This is a genomic window from Rhizobium sp. FKL33, assembly GCF_005222915.1.
In the GTDB taxonomy this organism is placed as follows: domain Bacteria; phylum Pseudomonadota; class Alphaproteobacteria; order Rhizobiales; family Rhizobiaceae; genus Rhizobium_E.
This window is the reverse complement of sequence record NZ_STFX01000018.1, coordinates 133,606-155,423: the sequence shown is the minus strand read 5'-3', so window position 1 is coordinate 155,423 and position 21,818 is coordinate 133,606. Positions and strand designations below refer to the sequence as shown.

20 protein-coding genes are annotated in these 21,818 nt (G+C 61.3%); 3 read left to right on the top strand and 17 right to left on the bottom strand.

What is annotated here, in order from left to right; genetic code table 11:
• The first annotated feature begins 266 nt into the window (after positions 1 to 266).
• Both E8Q41_RS11305 and E8Q41_RS11300 read left to right on the top strand, forming a co-directional pair.
• Entirely contained in the window at positions 267 to 1,718 is a 1,452-nt protein-coding gene (locus tag E8Q41_RS11305; RefSeq protein ID WP_137155642.1) for an APC family permease, read from the top strand.
• Between the two features lie 63 nt (positions 1,719 to 1,781).
• Entirely contained in the window at positions 1,782 to 3,260 is a 1,479-nt protein-coding gene (locus E8Q41_RS11300) for an aldehyde dehydrogenase (RefSeq protein WP_137155641.1), read from the top strand.
• A 76-nt stretch (positions 3,261 to 3,336) separates the two neighbouring features.
• Here E8Q41_RS11300 and E8Q41_RS11295 read toward each other — a convergent pair whose 3' ends face one another.
• Complete coding sequence (locus tag E8Q41_RS11295; protein WP_137155640.1) at positions 3,337 to 3,849, bottom strand: flavin reductase; 513 nt, start codon at positions 3,847 to 3,849, stop codon at positions 3,337 to 3,339.
• 11 nt (positions 3,850 to 3,860) lie between these two features.
• Positions 3,861 to 5,399 carry a 4-hydroxyphenylacetate 3-hydroxylase N-terminal domain-containing protein gene (locus tag E8Q41_RS11290; protein ID WP_137155693.1) on the bottom strand — a complete coding sequence of 513 codons (1,539 nt, stop codon included), beginning with the start codon at positions 5,397 to 5,399 and terminating at the stop codon, positions 3,861 to 3,863.
• Positions 5,400 to 5,525: 126 nt separating this feature from the next.
• Between E8Q41_RS11290 and E8Q41_RS11285 the strand changes: the two genes are divergently transcribed.
• Positions 5,526 to 6,401, top strand: coding sequence for a helix-turn-helix domain-containing protein (locus tag E8Q41_RS11285; protein ID WP_137155639.1), 876 nt, complete (start codon positions 5,526 to 5,528; stop codon positions 6,399 to 6,401).
• A gap of 19 nt (positions 6,402 to 6,420) precedes the next feature.
• On the opposite strand, the gene E8Q41_RS11280 is transcribed toward E8Q41_RS11285, so the two are convergent.
• From E8Q41_RS11280 to E8Q41_RS11210, 15 genes are all read right to left on the bottom strand, one after another.
• Complete coding sequence (locus E8Q41_RS11280) at positions 6,421 to 7,131, bottom strand: ABC transporter ATP-binding protein (protein ID WP_137155638.1); 711 nt, start codon at positions 7,129 to 7,131, stop codon at positions 6,421 to 6,423.
• Positions 7,128 to 7,844, bottom strand: coding sequence for an ATP-binding cassette domain-containing protein (locus E8Q41_RS11275; protein ID WP_137155637.1), 717 nt, complete (start codon positions 7,842 to 7,844; stop codon positions 7,128 to 7,130). Before E8Q41_RS11275 ends, E8Q41_RS11280 begins: the two co-directional genes overlap by 4 nt.
• A complete protein-coding gene (locus E8Q41_RS11270; protein WP_137155636.1) occupies positions 7,841 to 8,875 on the bottom strand; it encodes a branched-chain amino acid ABC transporter permease in 1,035 nt (344 codons plus the stop codon). Before E8Q41_RS11270 ends, E8Q41_RS11275 begins: the two co-directional genes overlap by 4 nt.
• On the bottom strand, positions 8,875 to 9,747 hold the full coding sequence (locus tag E8Q41_RS11265) for a branched-chain amino acid ABC transporter permease (RefSeq protein ID WP_137155635.1): 873 nt from the start codon (positions 9,745 to 9,747) through the stop codon (positions 8,875 to 8,877). The genes E8Q41_RS11270 and E8Q41_RS11265 overlap by 1 nt, the downstream gene beginning before the upstream one ends.
• A gap of 15 nt (positions 9,748 to 9,762) precedes the next feature.
• A complete protein-coding gene (locus E8Q41_RS11260; protein ID WP_170976448.1) occupies positions 9,763 to 11,019 on the bottom strand; it encodes an ABC transporter substrate-binding protein in 1,257 nt (418 codons plus the stop codon).
• 83 nt (positions 11,020 to 11,102) lie between these two features.
• The gene (locus E8Q41_RS11255) at positions 11,103 to 12,698 is read right to left on the bottom strand and encodes a GMC family oxidoreductase N-terminal domain-containing protein (RefSeq protein ID WP_137155633.1); all 1,596 of its coding nucleotides are present in this window, start codon (positions 12,696 to 12,698) and stop codon (positions 11,103 to 11,105) included.
• Positions 12,699 to 12,700: 2 nt separating this feature from the next.
• Positions 12,701 to 14,104: an aldehyde dehydrogenase family protein gene (locus E8Q41_RS11250; RefSeq protein WP_137155632.1), complete on the bottom strand. Its 1,404-nt coding sequence runs from the start codon at positions 14,102 to 14,104 to the stop codon at positions 12,701 to 12,703.
• 139 nt (positions 14,105 to 14,243) lie between these two features.
• Positions 14,244 to 15,218 (bottom strand): helix-turn-helix domain-containing protein, encoded by a 975-nt coding sequence (locus E8Q41_RS11245; RefSeq protein WP_137155631.1) that lies wholly within the window; start codon positions 15,216 to 15,218, stop codon positions 14,244 to 14,246.
• A 97-nt stretch (positions 15,219 to 15,315) separates the two neighbouring features.
• Positions 15,316 to 15,552 (bottom strand): hypothetical protein, encoded by a 237-nt coding sequence (locus E8Q41_RS11240; protein WP_137155630.1) that lies wholly within the window; start codon positions 15,550 to 15,552, stop codon positions 15,316 to 15,318.
• Between the two features lie 125 nt (positions 15,553 to 15,677).
• The gene (gene pcaD / locus E8Q41_RS11235; protein WP_137155629.1) at positions 15,678 to 16,463 is read right to left on the bottom strand and encodes a 3-oxoadipate enol-lactonase; all 786 of its coding nucleotides are present in this window, start codon (positions 16,461 to 16,463) and stop codon (positions 15,678 to 15,680) included.
• Between the two features lie 126 nt (positions 16,464 to 16,589).
• Positions 16,590 to 17,921, bottom strand: a complete 1,332-nt coding sequence (locus E8Q41_RS11230; RefSeq protein ID WP_137155628.1) for an MFS transporter — start codon at positions 17,919 to 17,921, stop codon at positions 16,590 to 16,592.
• Positions 17,922 to 18,011: 90 nt separating this feature from the next.
• The gene (gene benD, locus E8Q41_RS11225) at positions 18,012 to 18,800 is read right to left on the bottom strand and encodes a benzoate diol dehydrogenase BenD (RefSeq protein WP_137155627.1); all 789 of its coding nucleotides are present in this window, start codon (positions 18,798 to 18,800) and stop codon (positions 18,012 to 18,014) included.
• Positions 18,797 to 19,828, bottom strand: a complete 1,032-nt coding sequence (gene benC / locus E8Q41_RS11220; protein ID WP_137155626.1) for a benzoate 1,2-dioxygenase electron transfer component BenC — start codon at positions 19,826 to 19,828, stop codon at positions 18,797 to 18,799. The genes benD and benC overlap by 4 nt, the downstream gene beginning before the upstream one ends.
• Before the next feature lie 121 nt (positions 19,829 to 19,949).
• Positions 19,950 to 20,438 carry a benzoate 1,2-dioxygenase small subunit gene (gene benB / locus E8Q41_RS11215; RefSeq protein ID WP_137155625.1) on the bottom strand — a complete coding sequence of 163 codons (489 nt, stop codon included), beginning with the start codon at positions 20,436 to 20,438 and terminating at the stop codon, positions 19,950 to 19,952.
• A complete protein-coding gene (locus tag E8Q41_RS11210; RefSeq protein WP_137155624.1) occupies positions 20,435 to 21,793 on the bottom strand; it encodes a Rieske 2Fe-2S domain-containing protein in 1,359 nt (452 codons plus the stop codon). The genes benB and E8Q41_RS11210 overlap by 4 nt, the downstream gene beginning before the upstream one ends.
• Between the last annotated feature and the right edge of the window lie 25 nt (positions 21,794 to 21,818).

The window sequence follows — 21,818 nt, the reverse complement described above, 5'->3', positions numbered from 1 at the left end:
TCGTTTGCCGTGCCTTCCAAGCCCGGACCGTGTGGTTTCACACCTGTCAAGCACGCCCCGAGGAGCGTCGAGATACTTAACATGCGAAATAACTTGACAGGTGATGTGACATTTTGCAAGTCTATATTTGAAGCAATGGTTCAATATATGAACCATCTCACGCCCTTGCGCAGAAGACAACAAAAACACGCCGCAGGGATGGAACTGGAGGGTCGACGCCATGGAGCGCCGACGAGATCGCAACGCCAAAGGGGAGCTTTCGCGATATGAGCAATGCATCCATTCAAACGAGCGCGGATAATCGTCTGCGCAAAAACAGTCTCGGCGTCGCCGCCGTAACATTCCTGGTGGTCTCCGCCGCCGCCCCATTGACCGCGGTCGCTGGCGGGGTTCCCCTGGCCATGCTGCTCGGCAACGGAGTCGGCATTCCGCTGACCTTCCTGCTGGTCACCGTCATTCTGATCATGTTCGCCATCGGCTATGTCGCGATGGCCCGGCACATCCGCAACGCCGGCGCTTTCTACGCCTATACCGCGCAAGGCCTCGGCGGCCTCATGGGCGGCGCTGCGGCGATGATCGCCATCCTCGCCTACAACGCCATGCAGATCGGCGTATTCGGCCTGTTCGGCGCGGCAACCTCCGGCCTTTTCGCCGGCTGGGGACTGGATTTGCCTTGGTGGGTCTGGACCTATATCGGCATCGCCGCCGTGGCCGTGTTCGGCTACCGTCGCGTCGATCTCTCGGCCAAGGTGCTGACGATCCTCGTCATCCTCGAATATCTCGTCGTTCTGATCATCGACGCCGCCATCCTGCTGAGCGGCGGGGATAGCGGTCTTTCCATGGCTCCGTTTACGCCGGAGGCCTTCATGAGCGGCGTGCCGGCCATCGGCATTCTGTTCTGCTTCGCCGCTTTCATCGGCTTCGAGGCGACGACAATCTACAGCGAAGAAGCCCGCGAGCCGCAAAGGACCGTGCCGCGCGCCACCTATATCTCCGTGCTGATCATCGGCCTGTTTTACATGTTGACCTCCTGGCTGATGGTCAATGGGACTGGAGTCGACAAGCTGACGACGGAGTTGCAGAGCCTTCAGGATCCGACCACGTTCCTGTTTATCCTGGCGGATCGCTATGTCGGCCATGGAATTGGATCTGTCATGGGCGTGCTTCTGGTCACCAGCCTGTTTGCGGGCGTGCTGGCTTTTCACAACGGCGTGGCGCGCTACATCTATGTGGCCGGCCGAGAAGGGCTGTTGCCGAGAAGCGTGGGCGTGACGCATCCGAAGTTTCAGAGCCCGCATGTCGGCTCCGTCATTCAGACGATCATCGCTATTCTGGTTGTGGCGCTTTTCGCTCTGACCGGCCAGGATCCCGTGTTGGCGTTGTTCTCCTGGCTGACCAATGTCGGGACCCTGGCGATCATCCTGCTGATGGCTTTCACCGCCTTCTCGATCCTGTTGTTCTTCATCCGCAAGCCGGAACTCGAAAACAATGTAATCGTCACCAAGGCGTTGCCGGTGATCACTGGCGTGGTCCTGCTCGGTTTGGTCTACAAGATCTCCGTGGATTTCGGCGCTATTGCAGGAGCCGGCGGCGCTCTCGCGGTGCTTCTTCCCGGGTTGGTGGTGATCGCCGCGGTCATCGGACTTCTCGCCGCAGCGCGACTGAAGTTCGTCGATCCCGCCGCCTATGCCCGGCTGGGCGCGGGCCAGGAAAACTGATCGCCGAGCGGCGAGATGACGGCAGGCGCGCTGCCTGCCGTCCGTCTGAATGAGGAGTGAGCCATGCAAGACAAAATCGACACCCTCCGCAATGCGGAAGTCGCGCCGCAGTCGCTGTTCATCGGCGGCCACTGGATCCCGGCGGAGAGCGGCCAGACCATCGATGTCGTTTCGCCGATCGACGGCCGGCTGTTGACGACGCTCGCAGACGCCGCCCCGGGGGATGTCGATCGCGCGGTCCGGGCCGCGCGCGCGTCTTTCGACAAGGGAAGCTGGTCCAAGGCGTCTCCTCAGGAGCGCAAGAAAGTGCTGCTCAAGATCGCCGATCTGATCGACACGCATGCGCTGGAACTGGCCGTGCTCGGCGTGAGGGACAACGGCACCGAGATCAGCATGGCGCTGAAGGCGGAGCCCGCAAGCGCCGCCGGCACCTTCCGGTATTATGCGGAAGCCATCGACAAGATCTACGGTGAAATCGCCCCGACCGCCAGCAATGTCCTCGGCCTCATCCATCGCGAGCCGGTCGGCGTCGTCGCGGCGATCGTGCCCTGGAATTTTCCGATGATGATCGGGGCCTGGAAGATCGCTCCGGCGCTGGCGGCGGGAAATTCCGTGGTGCTCAAGCCGGCGGAAGGGGCGTCGTTGACGCTCCTGCGTCTCGCCGCTCTTTGCGCCGAGGCCGGCCTGCCCGACGGCGTTCTCAGTGTCGTCACGGGGCGGGGAGCGGTGACGGGTGAGGCGCTGGGCCTGCATATGGATATCGACGTTCTCGCCTTCACTGGTTCCGGTCCGGTTGGCAGGCGGCTGCTCGAATATTCGGCCCGATCCAATCTCAAACGCGTCTATCTCGAACTGGGCGGTAAATCGCCCAACATCGTGTTTGCCGATGCGCCGGATCTCGATCAGGCTGCGAAAGTCTCTGCTTATGGAATTTTCCGCAATTCCGGGCAAGTCTGCGTCGCCGGATCAAGACTGCTGGTGGAGAAAAGCATTCACGAGGAATTCGCCGAAAAGGTTGCGGCCATCGCCGCATCGATGAAGCTCGGCGACCCCCTCGATCTCAAGACGGAAGCCGGGGCGATTTCGAGCAAAGCCCAACTCATGAAGGATCTCGGCTATGCTGAGCAGGCGCTCGCCGAAGGGGCGCATTTACGGACAGGCGGCAAACGGATTCTGGAGGAAACCGGCGGTTACTTCATGCAGCCCACCGTTTTCGACCTGTCGCCATCGATGACGCTTGCCCGGGAAGAAGTGTTCGGCCCCATCCTCTCGATCATCCCCTTCGACGGCGAAGATGAAGCGCTGCGGATCGCCAACGCCACCGATTACGGATTGGCGTCAGCCGTCTGGACATCGAACCTGTCGCGCGCGCATCGGATGGTGCGAGGCGTCAAGGCCGGCGTCGTCCATGTCAACACCTATGGAGGCAGCGATAACTCCGTGCCGTTGGGAGGCGTCAAGCAATCCGGCAATGGTCATGACAAGTCACTGCATGCATTCGACAAATATATCGATCTGAAGACGGCCTGGATACAACTGTGACGCCGTAACAAAGGACGAGCATTTCTCTCTGGATAGGAGCGCCCCGCCTCGATCATGAGGCGGGGCGCTTTCATAGTCACCCGCCGAAGCTGCCGACCTGCGACGGCACCCGCACGTAATTGCGATCGAAATACAGCAACGCCTCGCCGTCGGGTCGCGACCGGATGCCGATGACCTGACCGATGAAGATATTGTGCGTTCCGACCAGTTTCGCCTCGACCAGCCTGCAGTCGAACGACACCATCGCATCCGCGAGCGCCTGGCTGCCCGAGGGCATGTCGACCCAGTGGGCGGCGGCGTAGCGGGCGGACATGTCCGCCTGCTTGCCCGCGAAATAGCCGGCGAGTTCCTGATGGTCATTGGCGAGCACATTGACGCAAAAGCGGCGGTTCTCCAGGAAGAGGCCGGATTGCGCCGACTTGCCGTTCATGCAGACCAGCAGCGTCGGCGGCTCGTCGGTGACGCTGCACATGGCGGTGGCGGTGAAGCCGCCGCGCCCCGCCGGACCATTGGTGGTGATCACGTTGACCGGGGCGCAGACCCGGGACATCGCGTCGCGAAAGTCGGTTTTCGAAACCGTATCCTCCATGGTCTTTCTCCTCATCCCTGGGTGAGAGGGTTGAGCCAGGTGTCGCCGGTCCAGCCGTTTTCGTCGTAGTCGGCCATGCAGGCGTCCACCAGGGCTTCCATTTCACGAAGACGTCCGCCGCGTTCGGCGCCCTTCAGCACCTGAAGACGGACTTCTTCCGGCGCGCCGGCATAGTTAAGTTCATAGAGCGCGTGGCGGCCGCCGAATTCTGTGCCGGTCGCGTCCCAGAGGAGCTTCATGATCTTGATGCGCTCGATATGGCCCATGTTGTCGGAGCCGCGCACATATTGCGCCAGATAGCGGTCGATCTCTGGATTGGCGAAATCCTTGGCCGAGGAGGGCAGGTAGATCAGCCCAGAGGCGACCGTGCGGCGGACGATGTCGATGACCTTCGGATAGGCCTCCGACATGAAGGTGCGATAGCACAACGCAGCTTCGAGATTGGGAAGGACAGCGCCGTTCGCCCAGGGGATCGGATTGTGCGCCATGGCGTTGGAGAAGGTCCAGAACTGGTGCCGGATCGCGATGACCTCGCCCAGCATCGCCTGATTGCCTCGGAAGGCATCGCCGCCGGTGGCGCGCAACGCCTTGGCCAGCAGGCCGGCGATGAAGTCCAGCTTCACGGCCAGACGCGTGCAGCCCTGGAAGCAATAACCGTGCATGAACCCCGACGCCGGATGGAAGGAGAGGATCTTGGCGGCGTCGCGCAGAACCAGCACGTCTTCCCAGGGGATGAACACATTGTCGAGAACGAGAATGGCGTCATTCTCGTCAAAGCGCGAAGACAGCGGATAGTCGAAAGGCGTGCCGACGGTGTTCGCGGTCTGCTCGTAGGAGACGCGGCAAAACATCTTGATGCCCGGCGCATTCATCGGCACGATGAACATGACCGAGAGCGACGGATCTTCCGTAACGGTTGCCGAACTCTGGGCGAGAAAATTGTAATGCGTCAGCGCCGAGGATGTGGCGACGACCTTCGCGCCTGAGACATAGATGCCAGCGTCGGTTTCCTTGGTGATGTGAACGAAGACATCCTTGACGGCGTCTGCCGGCTTGTGGCGATCGATCGGCGGATTGACGATCGCGTGGTTCATGAACAGAACCGATTCCTGCGCCCGTTTGTGCCAGGCGAGCGCATTGTCCTTGAACTGGCCGTACCAGTCGGCATTGGCGCCGAGCGTGTTCATCAACGCCGCCTTGTAGTCGGCGGTCCGGCCCATCCAGCCATAGGACATCCGCGCCCAATCGGCGATGGCCCCCTGCTGGGCGACCAGTTCCTCCGACGATTTCGCGACACGGAAATATTTGTGGGTGTAACCGCCATTGCCGGTGTCGGTCGGAGACGTCAGTCTCGCCTTGGTTTTTTCGGCATGGAGCGCGTCATACATGCGGGCGATGGAGCGGGCGGAATTGCGCATGGAAGGGTGCGACGTCACGTCGGCGACCCGTTCGCCATTGACATAGACCTCTCGGCCGTCCCGCAGGGAGGCGAGATATTCCTCGCCGGTGAAGGGGCGCGTGGTCTCCGCTCGGTAATCCTCGGGCAACATACCTGGTCGACGGGTCTGAATATTCATGGAACTCCTCCTTTGACGTTGATCAAGATTTTAGTGCTTGCGCTCCCCTCTCTCCATGCACAGAATGGCAAAATCACTTGCACTTTTTCCGGCGTTGCGATGACCGAAGCCGTTCCATCCTTTTTTGTCTATGGGGAACCTGACCGTCCGCTCGATGTCGGTTTTCTGCATGTCGAGACGGTGATGGCGCGAAGAAATGTCCATCTTGGGGAGGTTTCGGCGCATCGTCATGCGCGAATGGCGCAGATCACCTTCTGGACGAGTGGGCACGGCGCCTATTTCATCGAGGATCGGCGGTTGGATTTTTTGGCGCCGACGGTCAGTTTCGTCCCGAGCGGCGTGGTCCACGGCTTCAGCGTGGAGCCGGCGACCAGCGACGCCATCGTTCTGTCCATCGCCGATAGCGCTCTCGTTCCGATGAGACGCCAGACGATCCTGCCCCTTGATGCGCCCCTGCTCATCACCGATCGAAGCGACGACGAGGGTTGGCGGCGGCTTTCACAGGTCATGGATCAGATTGCGTCCGAGTATCGCGACAACAGGCCGGGGGCGGACCAGATCCTGCTTGCGCTCACGGCGGTGGCCTTGACGGAAATCGCCCGGCTCCGACCTGACCAGACTGTTGATGGCCCTTCCGAAAGCGGATTGCTTGCCTCTGAATTTCGGCGTCTGGTCGATCTCCATTTTCGCGACAACTGGCCGGTCGACCGATATGTTTCCACGCTCGGGACAACGCCGCATCTCCTGGGCCGCGCCTGCGAACAGAGTTTCGGCAAGAGCGTGAAGGCCTTCATCAACGAACGACGCCTTCTCGAAGCAAAACGCCTGCTTCAATTCACGATCCGACCGCTCGAAGACATCGCCTATGAAATCGGCTTCAAGGATGCGGCCTATTTTTCACGCTTTTTCAAGTTGAAGGCCGGCATGTCACCGAGCGAGTGGCGCGCCGATCACAGCGGCGCCGCCTCTCGTTGAAAAATCTGGCTCTTCGTGTCTATTGGGCCAGATAGGCGCGATGCAGGATCTCGGGTTCGTTGATCAATGTCTCTGGCGGGCCGAGAAAGGTGATTTTGCCCCGCGACATGACGCTGGCTTCGCTTGCGACCTTCAATGCGATATGGGTGAACTGTTCGATCAAGAGAACGCCGGCGCCGCCTTCGGCCAGTCTGACGAGGACGCCCATGAGCCGCTTGACGATCAGAGGCGACAGGCCGAGTGACATTTCGTCCGCCAGAATGAATTTTGGCCGGGCGACGAGGGCCTGGCCGAGCGCCAACATCTGCTGCTGGCCGCCCGACATCGATCCGGCCAACTGAGCCTTGCGCTCGGCCAGTTCCGGGAAAATGTCGAACACGTCCTCGACCGCGCTCTCGGCGTCGATACGGCTGTGCACGAAGCCGGCGGCCCTGAGATTGTCGAGAACGCTGAGACCGGAAAGCACGCGATGGCCCTCGGGAACCGCGGCGAGGCCGGCGGCGCGGATCGTCTCCGGCGGCTGGCCCGCCATCGATCTGCCATCAATGTCGATAGCGCCGCTTTCGATCGGCAATACGCCCGCCAGCGCCAGGACCAGCGTGCTCTTGCCCGCTCCGTTGGGACCGAGGAGAGCGGTGATGCGGCCGCTCTGCAAGGTGAGCGAGAAATCATCGACCGCCCGTTTGTTGCCTCGCCTGACATTTAGATTGTGTATGGCTATGCGGCTCATGCCACCTCCTCGGCGCCGAGATAGACAGCGCGCACGCGGGGATCATTGAGGACGTCCCGGGTCGGACCAGACGTCACCAGCGATCCGAAATCCAGCACCATGGTGGATTGGCACACGGCTTGGATCAGATCGACGTCATGGTCGATCAGCAAGGTCACGGCGCCGTTATACGCGTGGATGTCGAGGATGATCTGGCGAAGCCTGTCGACTTCGATCTGACTCAATCCCGCTCCCGGTTCATCCAGCATCAACACTTTCGGCCGACCCGTCACGCAGCGCGCAATTTCCGTCATGCGCCGCTCGAACGCGTTGAGACCGCTCGCGCGGGCCTTGCGAATGGATGCAAGGCCACAGAAGTCGAGCGCGCCGGCCAACTGACGCTCGCGCTCGGCTGCGGACAGGCCGAGGCTGTCGAGCATGACGGCGACATTGTTCTCAACCGTCAGCTCGTCGACGACCTGCTCCTTCTGGAAGGACCGACGGAGGCCCCATCGGCTGCGTCGGTGCGGCGACATCGGCAGGATCTCGGTGTCGAAGGCCCTGATGGACCCGCTGGCGGGCGTGATGAAACCCGAGAGGACATTGAGAAAGGTGGTCTTGCCGGCCCCGTTGGGGCCGATGATCCCGACAACCGGATCGTTGAGCTCCACTGTGACCCGGTTGAGCGCTCGAACGCCGCCGAAACTCACCGTGATATCGCGAATGGAAATCATCTCGAAGCTCCCCATCCCTTTGTCCAGCGCGTCGAAAGCCCAGCGATCTGACCGGCGATGCCCTGCGGTGCGGTGATCAGCGCGTGAATGAGCGCCGCGCCGAAAATGATATAGGCGGCGTCGCCGTTGACGCCGAGATCGTTGAGCAAAGCGGGCATGAACCGATAAAGCAGCGCGGCGATCACGGCCCCGTACCAATGCCATGCTCCTCCGACCACCGTCAGGGCGAAAATCATGACGGATTCCGCCGGCGGAAAGGAACGGGCGTCGAGAAGCTGGAGATTGCCGGCGAGCAGACCGCCGGCGACGCCGGCCAGAAAACCCGACAAGCCGAAGCCCCAGATCTTGTAGGCGGTCACATTGACGCCAGCGGACATGGCGACCGCTTCGCTGCGCCGGATCAGCGACCAGGCTCGCCCCGGCCTCGAATGTTCATGCAGATAGATCAGGCCGAAACCGAGAGCGACGACGATCACGCAATACCGAAAATAGGCTGCGTCGGTTTGGGCGACCCATGGTCGGGGCATGTAGGACACGGATTTGACAGCGAAACCCAGAAATCCCGGCCCGCCATTCGGAAATTGCAGCACATTGATGAGAATTCCGAAGCCGCCGGCCGCCATCAAGGTGACGAGCGCAAGATAGAGCCCGCGCATCTTGAGAGCGGGATAGGCGAAGATCATGCCCGTCAGCGCAGCAAACAGCCCCCCGACAAAGATGTTCAGCTCGAACGGAAGACCGACGCCATAAGCGAGGCGAAGGGCGACCCAACCGCCGCATCCCATGAAGGCGACCTGGGCCAGCGACACCTGGCCGAGCTTGCGGTAGAGAAGACCGATGCTGGCTGCGGTGAGCGTGTAGATCACCACCGACGTCATCACCTTGAGCCACAGGGCGCCGGCAACGGATGGGAGCAGGAAAGCGGCGAAAATCAACCCAAGCGGCGCCCAGGCGCGGGGCAGGGGCTTACGGTCCCGCTTCCCGATGGTCGAGGCGACGTCGGATGTGGGTAGGGATCGGGCTGTCTGCATCAGTCGGCTCCTGCGAATGTCAGCCTGCGGCCGCGCTGCAGCCACAACAGCGCCAGAATGGCCACGATGAACGGCGAGGCGATGCGGAACGGGGCGAGCGGCTTGTAAAGCGTCAAAAAGCTTTCGATCACGCCGATCGCGAGCCCGGCGAAAAATGTCGTGCGGATGGAGGTCAGCCGGCCGACGACGGTCGTGGCGATGATGGGGATGACGATGAAGGTCAGGACCGCCGGGTCAAGCCGCACGAGATCGCCGAACAGCATGCCCGTAATCCCCGCCATCAGGCCGGAAAAGCCCCAGGCGATGGTCTCGACCTTGCGGATCGGCGTACCAAGCACGGCCGCCTGCTGGCGATCATCGGCAAGCACCCGCATCATCAGTCCGAGCCGCGTGCGGGCGAGGAACAATCCCATGCCGGCCGTCATGACAATGCCGGCGACCAGAGCCAGAAGGCGCGTGCCGGTCATTCTCAGTCCGAGGAAATTGATCGCCACGCCGTCGAGAGCGAGCGTCAGCTTGCGCGGATTGACCACCCAGAGCAGGTTCATCACGCCGAGAATGGCGATGCCGAAGCCGAGGGTCGCGATGGCCTTGACGACCGGCTCGCGATGGGCGAGCCCCGGCGCCACCAGCGCGCCGTAGCCGGCCGACAGAAAGACGCCGACCGCAAGGCAGGCGACCCAGGCCAAGGGCTCCGGATAACCCCATTGCAGGATCTGCCAGGCGCACATGGCGCCGAGGCCGCCAATCGCGCCATAGGCGAAGTTCAAGACGCCGGTCGCCCGATTGAGCAGCACGAGCCCGACCCCGCCGAGGGCGTAGAGTGCGCCCACGGCAAGGCCGGACACCAGGAAGAGGCCATAGGCGCCCATCGCTTCATCCGTTCATCAGTTGCTGGAAATTCCGAGCTCTTTTTCCTGGGCGCGGATCGGATCGAGATAGGCGCTGTCGACATCAGTGCAGCCGCCCACCTGCTTGAAACCGCCGTCGATCATCTGCATCATCACGTTTGCGTGGTTCGGCATGTGGCGATCGCCGGGGCCCACATAGTAGGGGCCGCAGAGAAGATCGGATTTCTCGTTCTTGATGGCGCGGATCGCTTCGGTGACGGAATTTCGATCGATCTTGGCCGGGTCGAGTTTCAGCATGGCGTCGACGAAGAAACGGGCCGATAGGTAGCCGGACTGGCTGAACGTGTCGCGCGGATCGCTCGCTTGGCCGTATTTGTCCATGATCTCGCGCCAGTTGGTCGCATCAGGCCCCGTGCCGTCGATCGGCGTGAGTTCGGCGTTGATGTACATCTTTCCCGACCAGGCGTCGCCGAGCAGAGCCGGCACATCCTTGTCGTAAAGCGGGGTCGACGAAATCCATTTGTATTGATCCTGCGTCCCAGATTCCATCACCACCTGCAGGAAGGCGGCAGCCATGCCCGCAGGCAGATTGACCAGTATGGTGTCGGCTCCGGACGCGACGGCCTCGAGATAGGCGGAATTCATGTCGGCCGCGCCGGGATCGATCAGCACGCTCGAACCGGTCAGGTTCTTGGACTGCATGTATTTTTCGGTCCAGCCGCAGGAATAGCGCCCGACGGTGGGAATGGTCAGGCCAATGCAGACGACATTCTTGGACTCGAGATTGGCGACCGCCCATTGCGCCGCGCCGATGCTCGATGGCAGCGGTCCCTGGTTGGTCGACACGATGTTCTTCGATTCAAAGCATTCCGCGACCGCGCAACCGGACGCCATGGACATCACGTTTTCATCTTCATAGAGCTTGGCGTTGACGCCCATTTCCACGAAAGACGCGCTGCCGACGAGGGCGACCACGTTCTTGTCCTTGACGAGTTTGGCGGCAACCTGTCCCGCGACCTCTGGGTTCCATTGGTCATCTTCGACCAGATAGTCGATCGGGCGGCCATTGACGCCGCCATTGGCGTTGACGCAGTCGAAATAGGCCTGGGCGGCTTTTGCGGATGACGAGAAATCGTCCGGCCCGGTTTGGCCCACGACGGCGCCGACCTGGATCGGCGCGCCCTCGGCCTTCTTGCCGTTGTTGAGACCGCAACTCGGGGCGGCCATCGCGCTTGCGCCGCCGGCCAGGACAATCGCCGCGGAAGCGGCGAGCAGATAGGTTGTTCTTTTCATGTGGTTCTCCTCCATTTGTTATCTGTCGCCCTGTGATGGGCGACCGGCCGCCTCCAATCAGCCGGTCGGTCTCGGCGAGACGATCACGCCGGGATGGACTTGCCGGTGATGAAGGACGCCGCTCGGGCCGCGATCATCATTGCGGGCGCATTGGTGTTGCCGGACACCAGTGTCGGCATGACCGAGGCGTCGCTCACGCGCAGCCCGTCGACGCCATGGACTTTCAGATCCGGTCCGACCACGGCCATACGGTCGTCGGCCCGTCCCATCTTGGCGGTGCCGGATGGGTGGAACACGGTCTTGGCCGTTTGGCGGATGTAACTTCTCAGCGCCTCCGGATCTTTCTCGACGCCGGGTTTGGGCAACACCCGGCGCTTGACGAGCCGAGCCAAAGACGGCGCTTCCAGTATTCGAATGGCCAATTCGACGCCGCGCACTAGTGTTTCGACATCCTGCGGATCAGACAGCGAGTTGGCGTTGAAAAGCGCGCCGTCGCGAGGATCGGCGGATCTCAATTTCACCGTGCCGCGCGAGCGCGGTCTCAGGAAGCAGGGTCCGACCGACAACCCATGGCCCGGCTCAGGTTCGCGATCTGCGAAACCAACGAGCACCGGCAGGACATGGAACTGGATGTCGGGTTGCCCAGTGCCGGCGGTATCGACGAAGCCGCCGCTTTCCACGACATTCGAGCTGAGAAGGCCCCGATGCGTCATGATATAGCGGATCATGTGGAGGGCGGCGCGCAAGCCCTTGTCCTCGCCCAGGATGGAAATGGGATCGCGCGTCTCGCCCTGGACGGGCACTTCCAGGTGATCCTGGAAATTTGCGCCGACGCCCGGTAGGTCCGCGACGACGGGAATGCCGAAGCCGTCCAGATGTTCAGCGTCGCCGATCCCTGACAATTGCAGGATTTTCGGGGTGGCGATCGCTCCTGCCGCGAGCACGATTTCTCTCGACGCGCCGATCTTGCGACCGTCGAGCAATTCCACGCCGGTCGCGCGTTTGCCGGTGAACAGAATGCGGCCGACTTTCGTCTCGGTCATGATCTTGAGGTTGGACCGCTTTTCGGCCTCCCGCAAAAATGCCTGAGCGGACGACCAGCGACGGCCGTTGCGCGTGGTGCTCTGGTAGAAGCCGACGCCGTCCTGAACCGCGCCGTTGAAATCGGCGTTGAACGGAATTCCAGCCTCCGTGGCCGCCTTCACAAAGGCCTCGTTGAGGGGGTGGCGATGACGAGGATCGGAAACCGAAAGGGTTCCGGAGCGCCCGTGGTAGCGGTCGGAAATCCGCTGATTGTTCTCGAGCGAACGAAAGGCGGGCAGCACATCCTCATAGGACCAGCCCTTGCAGCCCATCTGCGACCAGGTGTCGTAATCGTTGCGATGACCACGGATATAGATCATCGCATTGACGGAACTGCCGCCGCCGAGAACATTGCCCTGCGGCACGATCGAGGGTCTGCCGTTGAGGCCCTTTTCCGGCTCCGACATATAGGGATGAATGTCGACGCCTTTTTGCAGAACCCTGAAGAAAGTCGCGGGGATATGGATGAACGGGTCCTTGTCGGCGCGACCGGATTCGATCAGCAGCACCGAGTGAGCCGGATTTTCTGACAGGCGGTTGGCCAGAACGCAGCCGGAGGAACCGCCGCCGATGATGATGAAGTCGAAGGTTTCCATGGTCAGCTCAGCACGGTCTGGATGGTGGTGAATTCCTTGAGGCCTTCGGCGCCGAACTCCACGCCGATGCCCGAATTCTTGACGCCGCCGAACGGCGCATTGGGCTGGATGGCTCCATGCTTGTTGATCCACACCGAACCACATTCCAGTTTGAGCGCGTAGCGGCGCGCCAGATCGGGATCGGACGACCACACCGAGCCGCCGAGGCCCGCCGGATTGCGGTTGGCGCGCTCGATCACCTCGTCGATATCGGTATAGCGGATGATCGGCAGGGCAGGGCCGAACTGCTCCTCGTCGACAAGGCGCATCCCGTCCGACACATCGGCCACCAGCGTGATCGGATAGAAATAGCCGGCGCGATCCATCGGTTGACCGCCGGTCAGGATGCGGCCTCCATTGGCGCGGGCGTCGTCGACGAGTTCGCGGACCTTGTTGAACTGCATCTCGTTCTGAACGGGCCCGAGAATGCTCGATTCCTCCATTCCGTCGCCGACGGGGATGTTGACGGCATAGGCCGCCAGCGCCTGGCAGACGTCGTCATAGATGCTGTCGTGAACATAGAGCCGCTTCAACGCGGCGCAGGTCTGGCCGTTGTTGATGAAGGCCCCCCAGAAGAGACCCTCGGCGATCCCTTTGGGATCGACATCGGGGAGGACGATGCCGGCATCGTTGCCGCCGAGTTCCAGCGTCAGCCTTTTCAGGGTCTCGACAGCCGACGCCATGATTTTCTTGCCGGTCTCGGTGGAGCCGGTGAAGGTCATCTTCGCCACCGTCGGGTGCGCGGAAAGCTTCGCGCCGATCCCGTTGTCGCCCGTAACGACATTGACCACGCCCGGCGGCAGAACGGTGTTGATGATCTCGACGAGCCGGATGGTGGATAACGGCGTCATCGGCGACGGCTTGATCACCACCGTGTTGCCGGCGCGGATCGCCGGCGCGATATGCCAGCAGGCGATCATCACCGGCCAGTTCCACGGCGTGATCGAACCGACGACGCCGATCGGTTTGCGATGGAGCTCGACGCGGCCTTGATTGTCGTCCTGAAGGATCTCCACAGGGAGCTGCAGTTCCGCCGTATGGCGCGTCCAGGCCACCGCGCCGCCGATTTCGAACCGCGAACCCAAACCGTTCATCGGTTTGCCCTGTTCGAGGGTCAGCAAGTGGGCCAGCTGCTCGGCGTGCGCGTTGATCGCATCGGCCATTGCGCGGCAGGCCGCGATGCGCTCCTCTTCCGATGTCTGGCTCCAGCTCCTGAAAGCGGCGGCGGCGGCATCGACAGCTTGGTCAAGCTGCTCCGGCGTCGCCAGCGGCATCATCCCGACAATGTCGCCATTTGCCGGATTGCGAATGGGCGCATGGTTTTCCGTCGGCACGCTTTCGCCGCCGATGATCAGACTGTAGTCCATCTCTTTATCCTCCCGAGCGTCGCTTCGGCGGCGACGCTGACCTTACGGGAGGACTATCGGATTTGACGCTGGATCTGTCTTGGAAGATTGCGCGCGCCGTCTTGGAGAAAAACGCAGGTGCAACGCACAAAAATCCCTGTCAGCTCGACTTGTCCGAACCCTGTTTGAGGCAGTCGGTCGGCGCGCAGTGAAACAGTTCCTTGAAGCTGCGGTTGAAGTAGGAAATATCGTTGAAGCCGGCGGAATAGGCCACATCCGCGATTGTTGCGTTGCCGCGGTGATCCTTGATCTGTTCGATTTTCTGTTTCGCCAGCTTGAGGCGCTTGTCCCGGATGATCGTGGTGCAGGTGACCCCGAGCCCCTGAAAGTCCTGTTGCAGCGTGCGGATCGAGACGCCGATGCGTGTCGCAAGCCATTTGGCCGAGAGATTGGCGTCGGTCAGATGGCGATCGATCAGGATATCGACCATCTGCAGCCGACGGCCGGCGCTCTCGTTGATAAGGTGGGGCAGAGTTTCGGCGTCCGAGACGAATGCCTGCCGCGTGGCGCTGAAGATCAGGTCCTTGAGTTGGGCCGAGTTCGCATCGTTTTCCGGCGTCGACATGATCTTGGCGATCAGCGCGCGCAACATGATGGCCATGGGATCGAAACCCTGCAGCTTGCGGGCGACGTCGAAATTCGTGCGCTTCTCGGAATACATGATCTGTCGCGGCAGATGCATGGAAAGATGATTGCTGAACACGCCACCGAAGTGAAAGGTGGTCGGTTTGGTCGAGTCCACCAGAATGCAGTCTCCGACATCGAGCGTGTTGTGGTGGCCGAAGTGATCGACGCCGCAAGAGCCTTCGAGTTGAACGATCAGGAACAGATGTTCGCTGCTGTCGCGCTTGATGTCGTCCCAGTCGCGATGGACACGGTCGAGATCGTTCGAGACATGCGCGAACTGCATGCCGCAGACATCAATTCCACGCGCCGCGCCGCGCACGGTTTTGCCCTTGTCCAGAGGACGGGGATTGAAGCTTCCGCATATCGATTGCAGATCGTCCGCCCACTGATCATATGGCAGGACTTTCCAATCCGCCGGCATGAGACTCCGACTATCCAACAGCTCCATTTCCGCCTCCCAACAGAAAAAGCCCGCCCGCGACGCCTCCATGTCGCAGGAACTTAACATATTCAATATCTGGTCTCGCGGGCTGATGGTCAAGGGCTCAGTGCAGACAGAAGGTTCTTGGCCTGAGCGTCATGGAGATGTCGAGTTTTGCGCTTTCTTCAAAGCAGAGCATGCGCATGAAGGAGTTCGGCCATGCCGCCATCGGCATTGTCTGCATGGGACACGCGCGGATCTGCGCCAGGTTGTTTTTTCGTGCTCGCAAGGTCGTGGTGCGAACAGACGATTCAAAACGCCATTGCCGAGACGCTGATGCGCCACTGGCAAAAATAGCCACCACTCTCGCCGGCAGAGATTCTCGCCGGCAGCTTAGGCGCGTCCCCTCAGAGGTCAAACATGCTTCGCGAATGGCGTCTCCATCTCGATCCCGTAGCCTCCCGGCAAGGTCTTGGCGCTGGCGCCCTACTGGCTGTTAAGGAACTTCAGAAGATAGAGGTTGAATTCCTCGGCAGATTCCACATTCACAATGTGGCGGCCAGGCAGCGTGACATGCCTGCCATTACGAACAGACGATGCGATGAACTCGAGATCGGCCGGCGTGCAGACGGCGTCACCTGCGCCAGAAATGGCGAGAACCGGGTTGTCGATCCGCTGCAATTCTTCGCGCAGATCCGCGCGCGCCAGAGCCGCGCAGCATCCGAGATAGCCATCGACGGATGTGGCGGTCAGCATGTCGAGCACCGTTCCCACGGTCTCCGCTTCAGCCCTCTGGAAATGTGGAGAAAACCATCGATCCGCCGTGGCGTCTCTCAACGCGCCAAGACCATTGCGTTGCACCGCATCGGCTCTGGCGAGCCAGCTTTCGCTCGTGCCGATCCTGGCGGCGCTCGCCGAGATCACCAGTCTGTCGATGCGCTCGCCGGCGTTGACGCTGAGCCATTGCCCGGTCAGCCCGCCGATGGAAAGACCGCAGAAATCGGTCCTCTCGATCTGCAGTCGATCCAGAAGAGCCAGCACGTCGCGACCGAGATCACCGAGATCATACGGTGGGGCAGGGGTGCTCGAGAGCCCGTGCCCGCGTCGATCATATCGCAGGATGCGATGGCTCGTGGAAAGCTCTTCCACCTGCTGATCCCACATATGCAGATCCGTTCCAAGGGAGTTGCAGAAGGTGAGCCAGGGCTTGTCCGTCTCATCTCCATCGATCCGGTAATGCAGACTGTGGCTCGGGAGGTCTATTACGTCCATCACTCGATCTTTTGTTTGACGTTGCCGCCGCCCGCTGCGGACGCCTTGCGGCGACCGCTTTACGAGCAGGCCGAGTTTCAGTTCAAGAAGGGAGCGTCTTGCTGGTGTAAGACGCTCCTTTCCAAGTCATGCGGCGGCCAGTTGCCCTGTGTTCGCCCGCCGCGCGTTGCTGACGGCGAACACCAGCATGGCGAGGGTCGAGATCACGGCCGGAACCGCGAAGATCAGGAAGTTCTGTTGCAAGGGCAGTTGCTGGGCAAGCAGGACGCCGCCCAGAGTCGGTCCGACGATTGCACCGATGCGGCCGACACCCGACGCCCAGCCAAGCCCGGTCGACCGGGTGGACAGGTTGTAGAGCTGTGCGACGCTTGCATAGAGCAGGATCTGCGTGCCGATGGTGGTCGCGCCTGCAACGAAGACCAGCCCGAACAGGATGAGCGACGGCGGATTATAGCCGATCAACGCGATGGAGATGGAAGCGCCTGCGAAGAAGAAGACCACCACTTTTGGCAGTCCGAACCGGTCGCCCAGGCGACCGCCGGCGATGGCGCCCGCCATGCCGCCGAAGTTGAGAGAGAACAGGCTGAGCAGGCTTGCCTTTTCGGCGTAGCCGGCTTCCTGGAGAACCTTCGGCAGCCAGGACGACAGCAGATAGACCAGCAGCAGGCAGCAGAAGAAGGAGACCCAGAGCATCAGTGTCCGCAGGGTGCGATCATGGCGGAATAGCTCCAGAACCGATGCCGAAGCGCCCTTGGTCTCCGAGAAAACGAGCTTGTCCTCCTCCCGCAGCCCGCTGGATGTGGCAAGCTCGGCGAAGATCCGCTTTGCCTTCGCCTGTTCTCCCTGGCGGATCAGGAAGCCGAGCGATTCCGGCAGTCGCCAGATCATGACTGGCAGCAGAATGAGCGGTATTGCGGCGACGAAGAACATCGGCTGCCAGCCGAACTGCGGAATGATCGCGATGCCGAGACCGGCGGCAACCATGCCTCCGACGGAGTAGCCGGAGAACATCAGGGCCACCATCGTGCCGCGCAGGCGCTTCGGCGCATATTCGTTCATTAGCGCCACGGCGTTGGGCATCAGACCGCCGCAACCCAGGCCCGCCAGAAACCGGAAGACCTTGAACTGGTCCGGCGTCGAGGCGAAGCCCGTCAGAAGCGTCGCGGAGGTGAATATTGCAAAACTGATGATGATGCCCTTCTTCCGACCGATTTTGTCGGCGAGTTGGCCGAGACTCAGCGCGCCGAACATCATCCCGAACAGAGCCCAGGCCTGGAGCGCCCCGGCCTGCGGTTTGCTGAGGCCCCATTCGGCGATCAGAGTCGGAAGAACGGCGCCTGCAACGAAGACATCGTATCCGTCCACGATCAGAAGCAAGGCGCAGAGCGCCACGACCATCCATTGAAAGCGACCGAAACCATGATTGTCGATCGCGTCGTTCACATCGATTGTGCGCATTGAAATCCTCCCTTTTGCGCGTCAACTGCCGTTCCGGCAGCGCACCGACGCGGCCGAAGGACACTCATGCCGTCAATTTCAGCGTCTTCCCTAGCCCAGGTCGCCTCCCGCGACCGGGACGATGCTGCCCGTGATGTAGGACGCTTCGTCCGATGCCAGGAAGAGAATGGGGGCCACCTGTTCCTCGATCGTGGCGTAGCGCTTCATGAAACTGGACTGCTTGACCTGCTCCACCACGTCCCGCATCCAGCTCTTTTCCTGCGGCGTGTCGCCTGCCGCATTGCGCGGGATCCTGCGGGGCGGGGCATCGGTCCCACCGGGCGCTGTGGCGACGACGCGGATGTTGCGTTCGCCGAGCTCCATGGCGAGCGATTGCGTGATCGCATTAACGCCGCCCTTGGCTGCCGAATAGGGCACTCGGTGAATGCCGCGCGTGGCGTTTGAAGACACGTTGACGATCGTCCCGCCGCCACGCGCAAACAGATGCGGCAACACTGCATGACAGCAGTAAAGCGTGGGGGAGAGCGAGCGGCGGATTTCGGCATCGATCTGGTCGGGTTCGAAGTCCGCGAAGGGGCGCATCCGGATGGCGCCTCCGACATTGTTGATCAGGATATCCACGCCGCCGAACCGATCTGCGGCAAAGCGCATGGCGGCCTCTGCGCCGGCATAGGTTTCGAGATCAGCGCTGAAGGCAGCCGCCCTGTCGCTTTTGGCCTCTGCCGCGACTTCGGCGATGAAATCGGCGCGATCGACGAAGAGAACGCTTCCGCCCTCCTTAACTGCCCGTAGGGCTACCTGCTTTCCGATGCCCTGCGCGGCGCCCGTGACGACCAGCACCTTGCCGGAAAAGCGTTTGCTGAAGACACGCCTGCTCATGCGCTTTCCTTCAACGCGACGTTCGGGGTGAATTTCTCGTAGAAGAAGTTTTGCGGCTTGATGCGATGGCTGTCGAAATAGTGCCGAACGGCGTCCACCATCGGGGGCGGGCCGCAGAGATAGGCGTCGAAGGGCCCTGTCGCCAACATGTCTTCCGGCATGTGCTGCGTCACCCAGCCTTTACGGGGATGGGTGGAGTTTTCCTCCGCGACGACGGTGGAGAAAGTCAGGTTCGGCAAGCGTGCCGCATAGGCCTCGATCTGATCGACCAGAACGAGATCGAGATCCCGGGTCACGCCATAGATCAGATGGATCTTCTGTTGCGATCCATGCCGCGCCAGCACTTCCAGCATCGAGAGGAAGGGGGCCAGGCCCGTGCCGCCCGCCAGGAAAAGCAGCGGTCGATCGTCATTGCGCAAATAGAAGCTGCCCAACGGCCCGGTCAGGTTCAAGGAGCGACCGACAGCAGCAGTCTGCAGCCAGCCGCTCATGACGCCGCCGGGGATTTTCTTGATCAGGAAACCGATCCGCCGATCGCCGGGCGCGGTGCTGAAGGAATAGGACCGGCTCTGGCCGCTGCCGGGGACGTCGATGTTGACATATTGTCCTGGCAAAAAATCAGGCGCCGGAATTGTGGAATCGACATCCAGATGCAGCACGATCGCGGCGTCGTTGTGCGCTTCGACACTGGAAACCGTCGCCGCAAATTTCTGCTGCCCGGTCTTGCAGACCCTGGATGAGGTCGGCACGGACAGGACGCAATCGCTGGAGGGGATCATCTGACAGGTCAGGACCTTGCCGGCGGAGGCCTCATCCTCGCTCAGCGCATCTTCGATGTAATCGCTGCCGAGATCATAGGCGCCGCTTTCCGCTTGGCATTTGCAGGTGCCGCATACGCCGTCGGAACAGTCCATCGGCAGATTGATCTTGTTGCGGAATGCCGCATCAAGGACCTTCTCCCCGGCTTTGCATTCGATGAAACGGGTAACGCCGTCCTCGAAATTGAGCGCAATCCTGTAGCTGGACATCAACCTTCCTCCTCATTGTGTTTTTGCCCTGCGAACAGCAGACCTGTTGGGGTGTATTCCCAGGCGGTCAGGGCTTCATGACATCGGGAACTGGCCCGCAACGGCCAGCCCGATGCGCTTGTCAGACGTGATAGACGTCGATCACCTGCCGGATGTAGTCGTTCTTCAGGACGATCTTTTTCCTGGCGATCTGCATGCCGCCGCCGCTATCGCGCAGCGTGACGAAGATAGTTCCAAAGAACTGATCCGTGACCTTGTAGCGATGGTTGAGGGTGTGGAAGTTGTAGCGGACATCCACCTCATCGCCGCGCTCGCCCAGGATTTCCACATTGACGACGCTGTGGCTCGTGCGGGGTTCCGGCGTCGAGGCGCCTGACCGCTCGGTCTTGATGCGGAAGACGCGGTCTTCCAGACCGTCGCGGTTCGGGTAATAGATCAGCGATATCTGCGAATGCGGATCTTCGGTGATCTGGTCATCGTCGTCCCAGGCCGGCATCCAGTAGTCTACATCGGTGGCATAGCATGTCAGCCAGTCGTCCCACTGACGGTCGTCCAGCAGGCGCGCCTCGCGATACAGGAAGGCGCAGATCTTGTCATAGGCGATGCTCATGCGCCGGCTCCCCTTGTTTCAGCGGAAAGCGCATTGCGCATGACCTTGGCCCAATATTCATGCTGCCGAACAAACAGCCCCTCATCTTCGGAGCGTTCGCCTGACAGCAGCGGATTGAGACCCATGCGCCTGGCGTTTTCATCGGGACCGTCGATCCAGAGCGGCGCGCCGCGTGACAGGTCGTTCCACAGGGCGGAGATGCCCGCATAACCGGACTGGCAGGCGCGGAACTCTTCCAGATCGTCGGAGGTGCCCATACCGGACACGTTGAAGAAGTCCTCGTATTGGCGGATGCGCAGCGCCCGATCCTCGGCGCTTTCGCCTTTCGGCGCAAAACAGAAGATGCTGACTTCCGTCTTGTCGACGCTGATCGGGCGGGTGACGCGAATCTGCGTGCTGAACTGGTCCATCAGGAAGACATTCGGATAGAGGCAGAGGTTGCGCGTCTGGTTGACGATGAACTCGGCGCGGGCCTCGCCCAGCCGCGCGGCGATTGCATCCTTCTGCTTGAAGACCGGACGAACCTCCGGGTTCATGGTTTTCGTCCAGAGCAGAATATGCCCGTTGTCGAAGCCATAGACGCCGGCAACCGAGCGGCTCCAGCTATTGGCGTCGACGGCCTTGGTGCCTTCTTCCTTGCGCCGGCCCATGGTGGCGGCATAGTTCCAGTGGACGGAGCTGACATGGTAACCGTCGCAACCATTCTCCATCTGGAGCTTCCAGTTGCCGTCATAGATGTAGGAGGAATTGCCGCGCAGCACTTCCAGTCCATTGGGTGCCTGGTCGACGATCTGGTCGATGATCACCTTGGTCTCGCCGAGATAATCCTCCAGCGGCGCGACGTCTTCCTTCAGGCTTCCGAACAGAAAGCCGCGATAGTTTTCGAAGCGGGCGACGCGGGTCAGATCGTGGGAGCCGTTCTTGGCGAACTGTTCCGGATATTGCGTCGTCTTCTCGTCTTTCACCTTCAGCAGTTTGCCGGTGTTGGAGAAGGTCCAGCCGTGGAACGGGCAGGTGAAGCTACCCTTGTTGCCATGCTTGCGGCGGCAGAGCATGGCGCCGCGATGGGCGCAGGCGTTGATGACCGCATTCAGCGCGCCGGTCTTGTCGCGCGTGATGACGATCGGCTGGCGGCCGATATAGGTGGTGTAGTAGTCGTTGGTCTCCGGGATCTGGCTTTCATGCGCCAGATACACCCAGTTGCTTTCGAAGATGTGCTTCATCTCCAGGTCGAACAGGTCTTCATTCGTGAAGATGTCGCGGCGACAACGGAAAACGCCAGCATCCTTGTCGTCCTGAACGGCGGTGGCCAAGAGATCGTCGAGATCACGGACCTTATCGATAATCGCGGACATGAGTTACCTCCCACGAAGAGCGCGA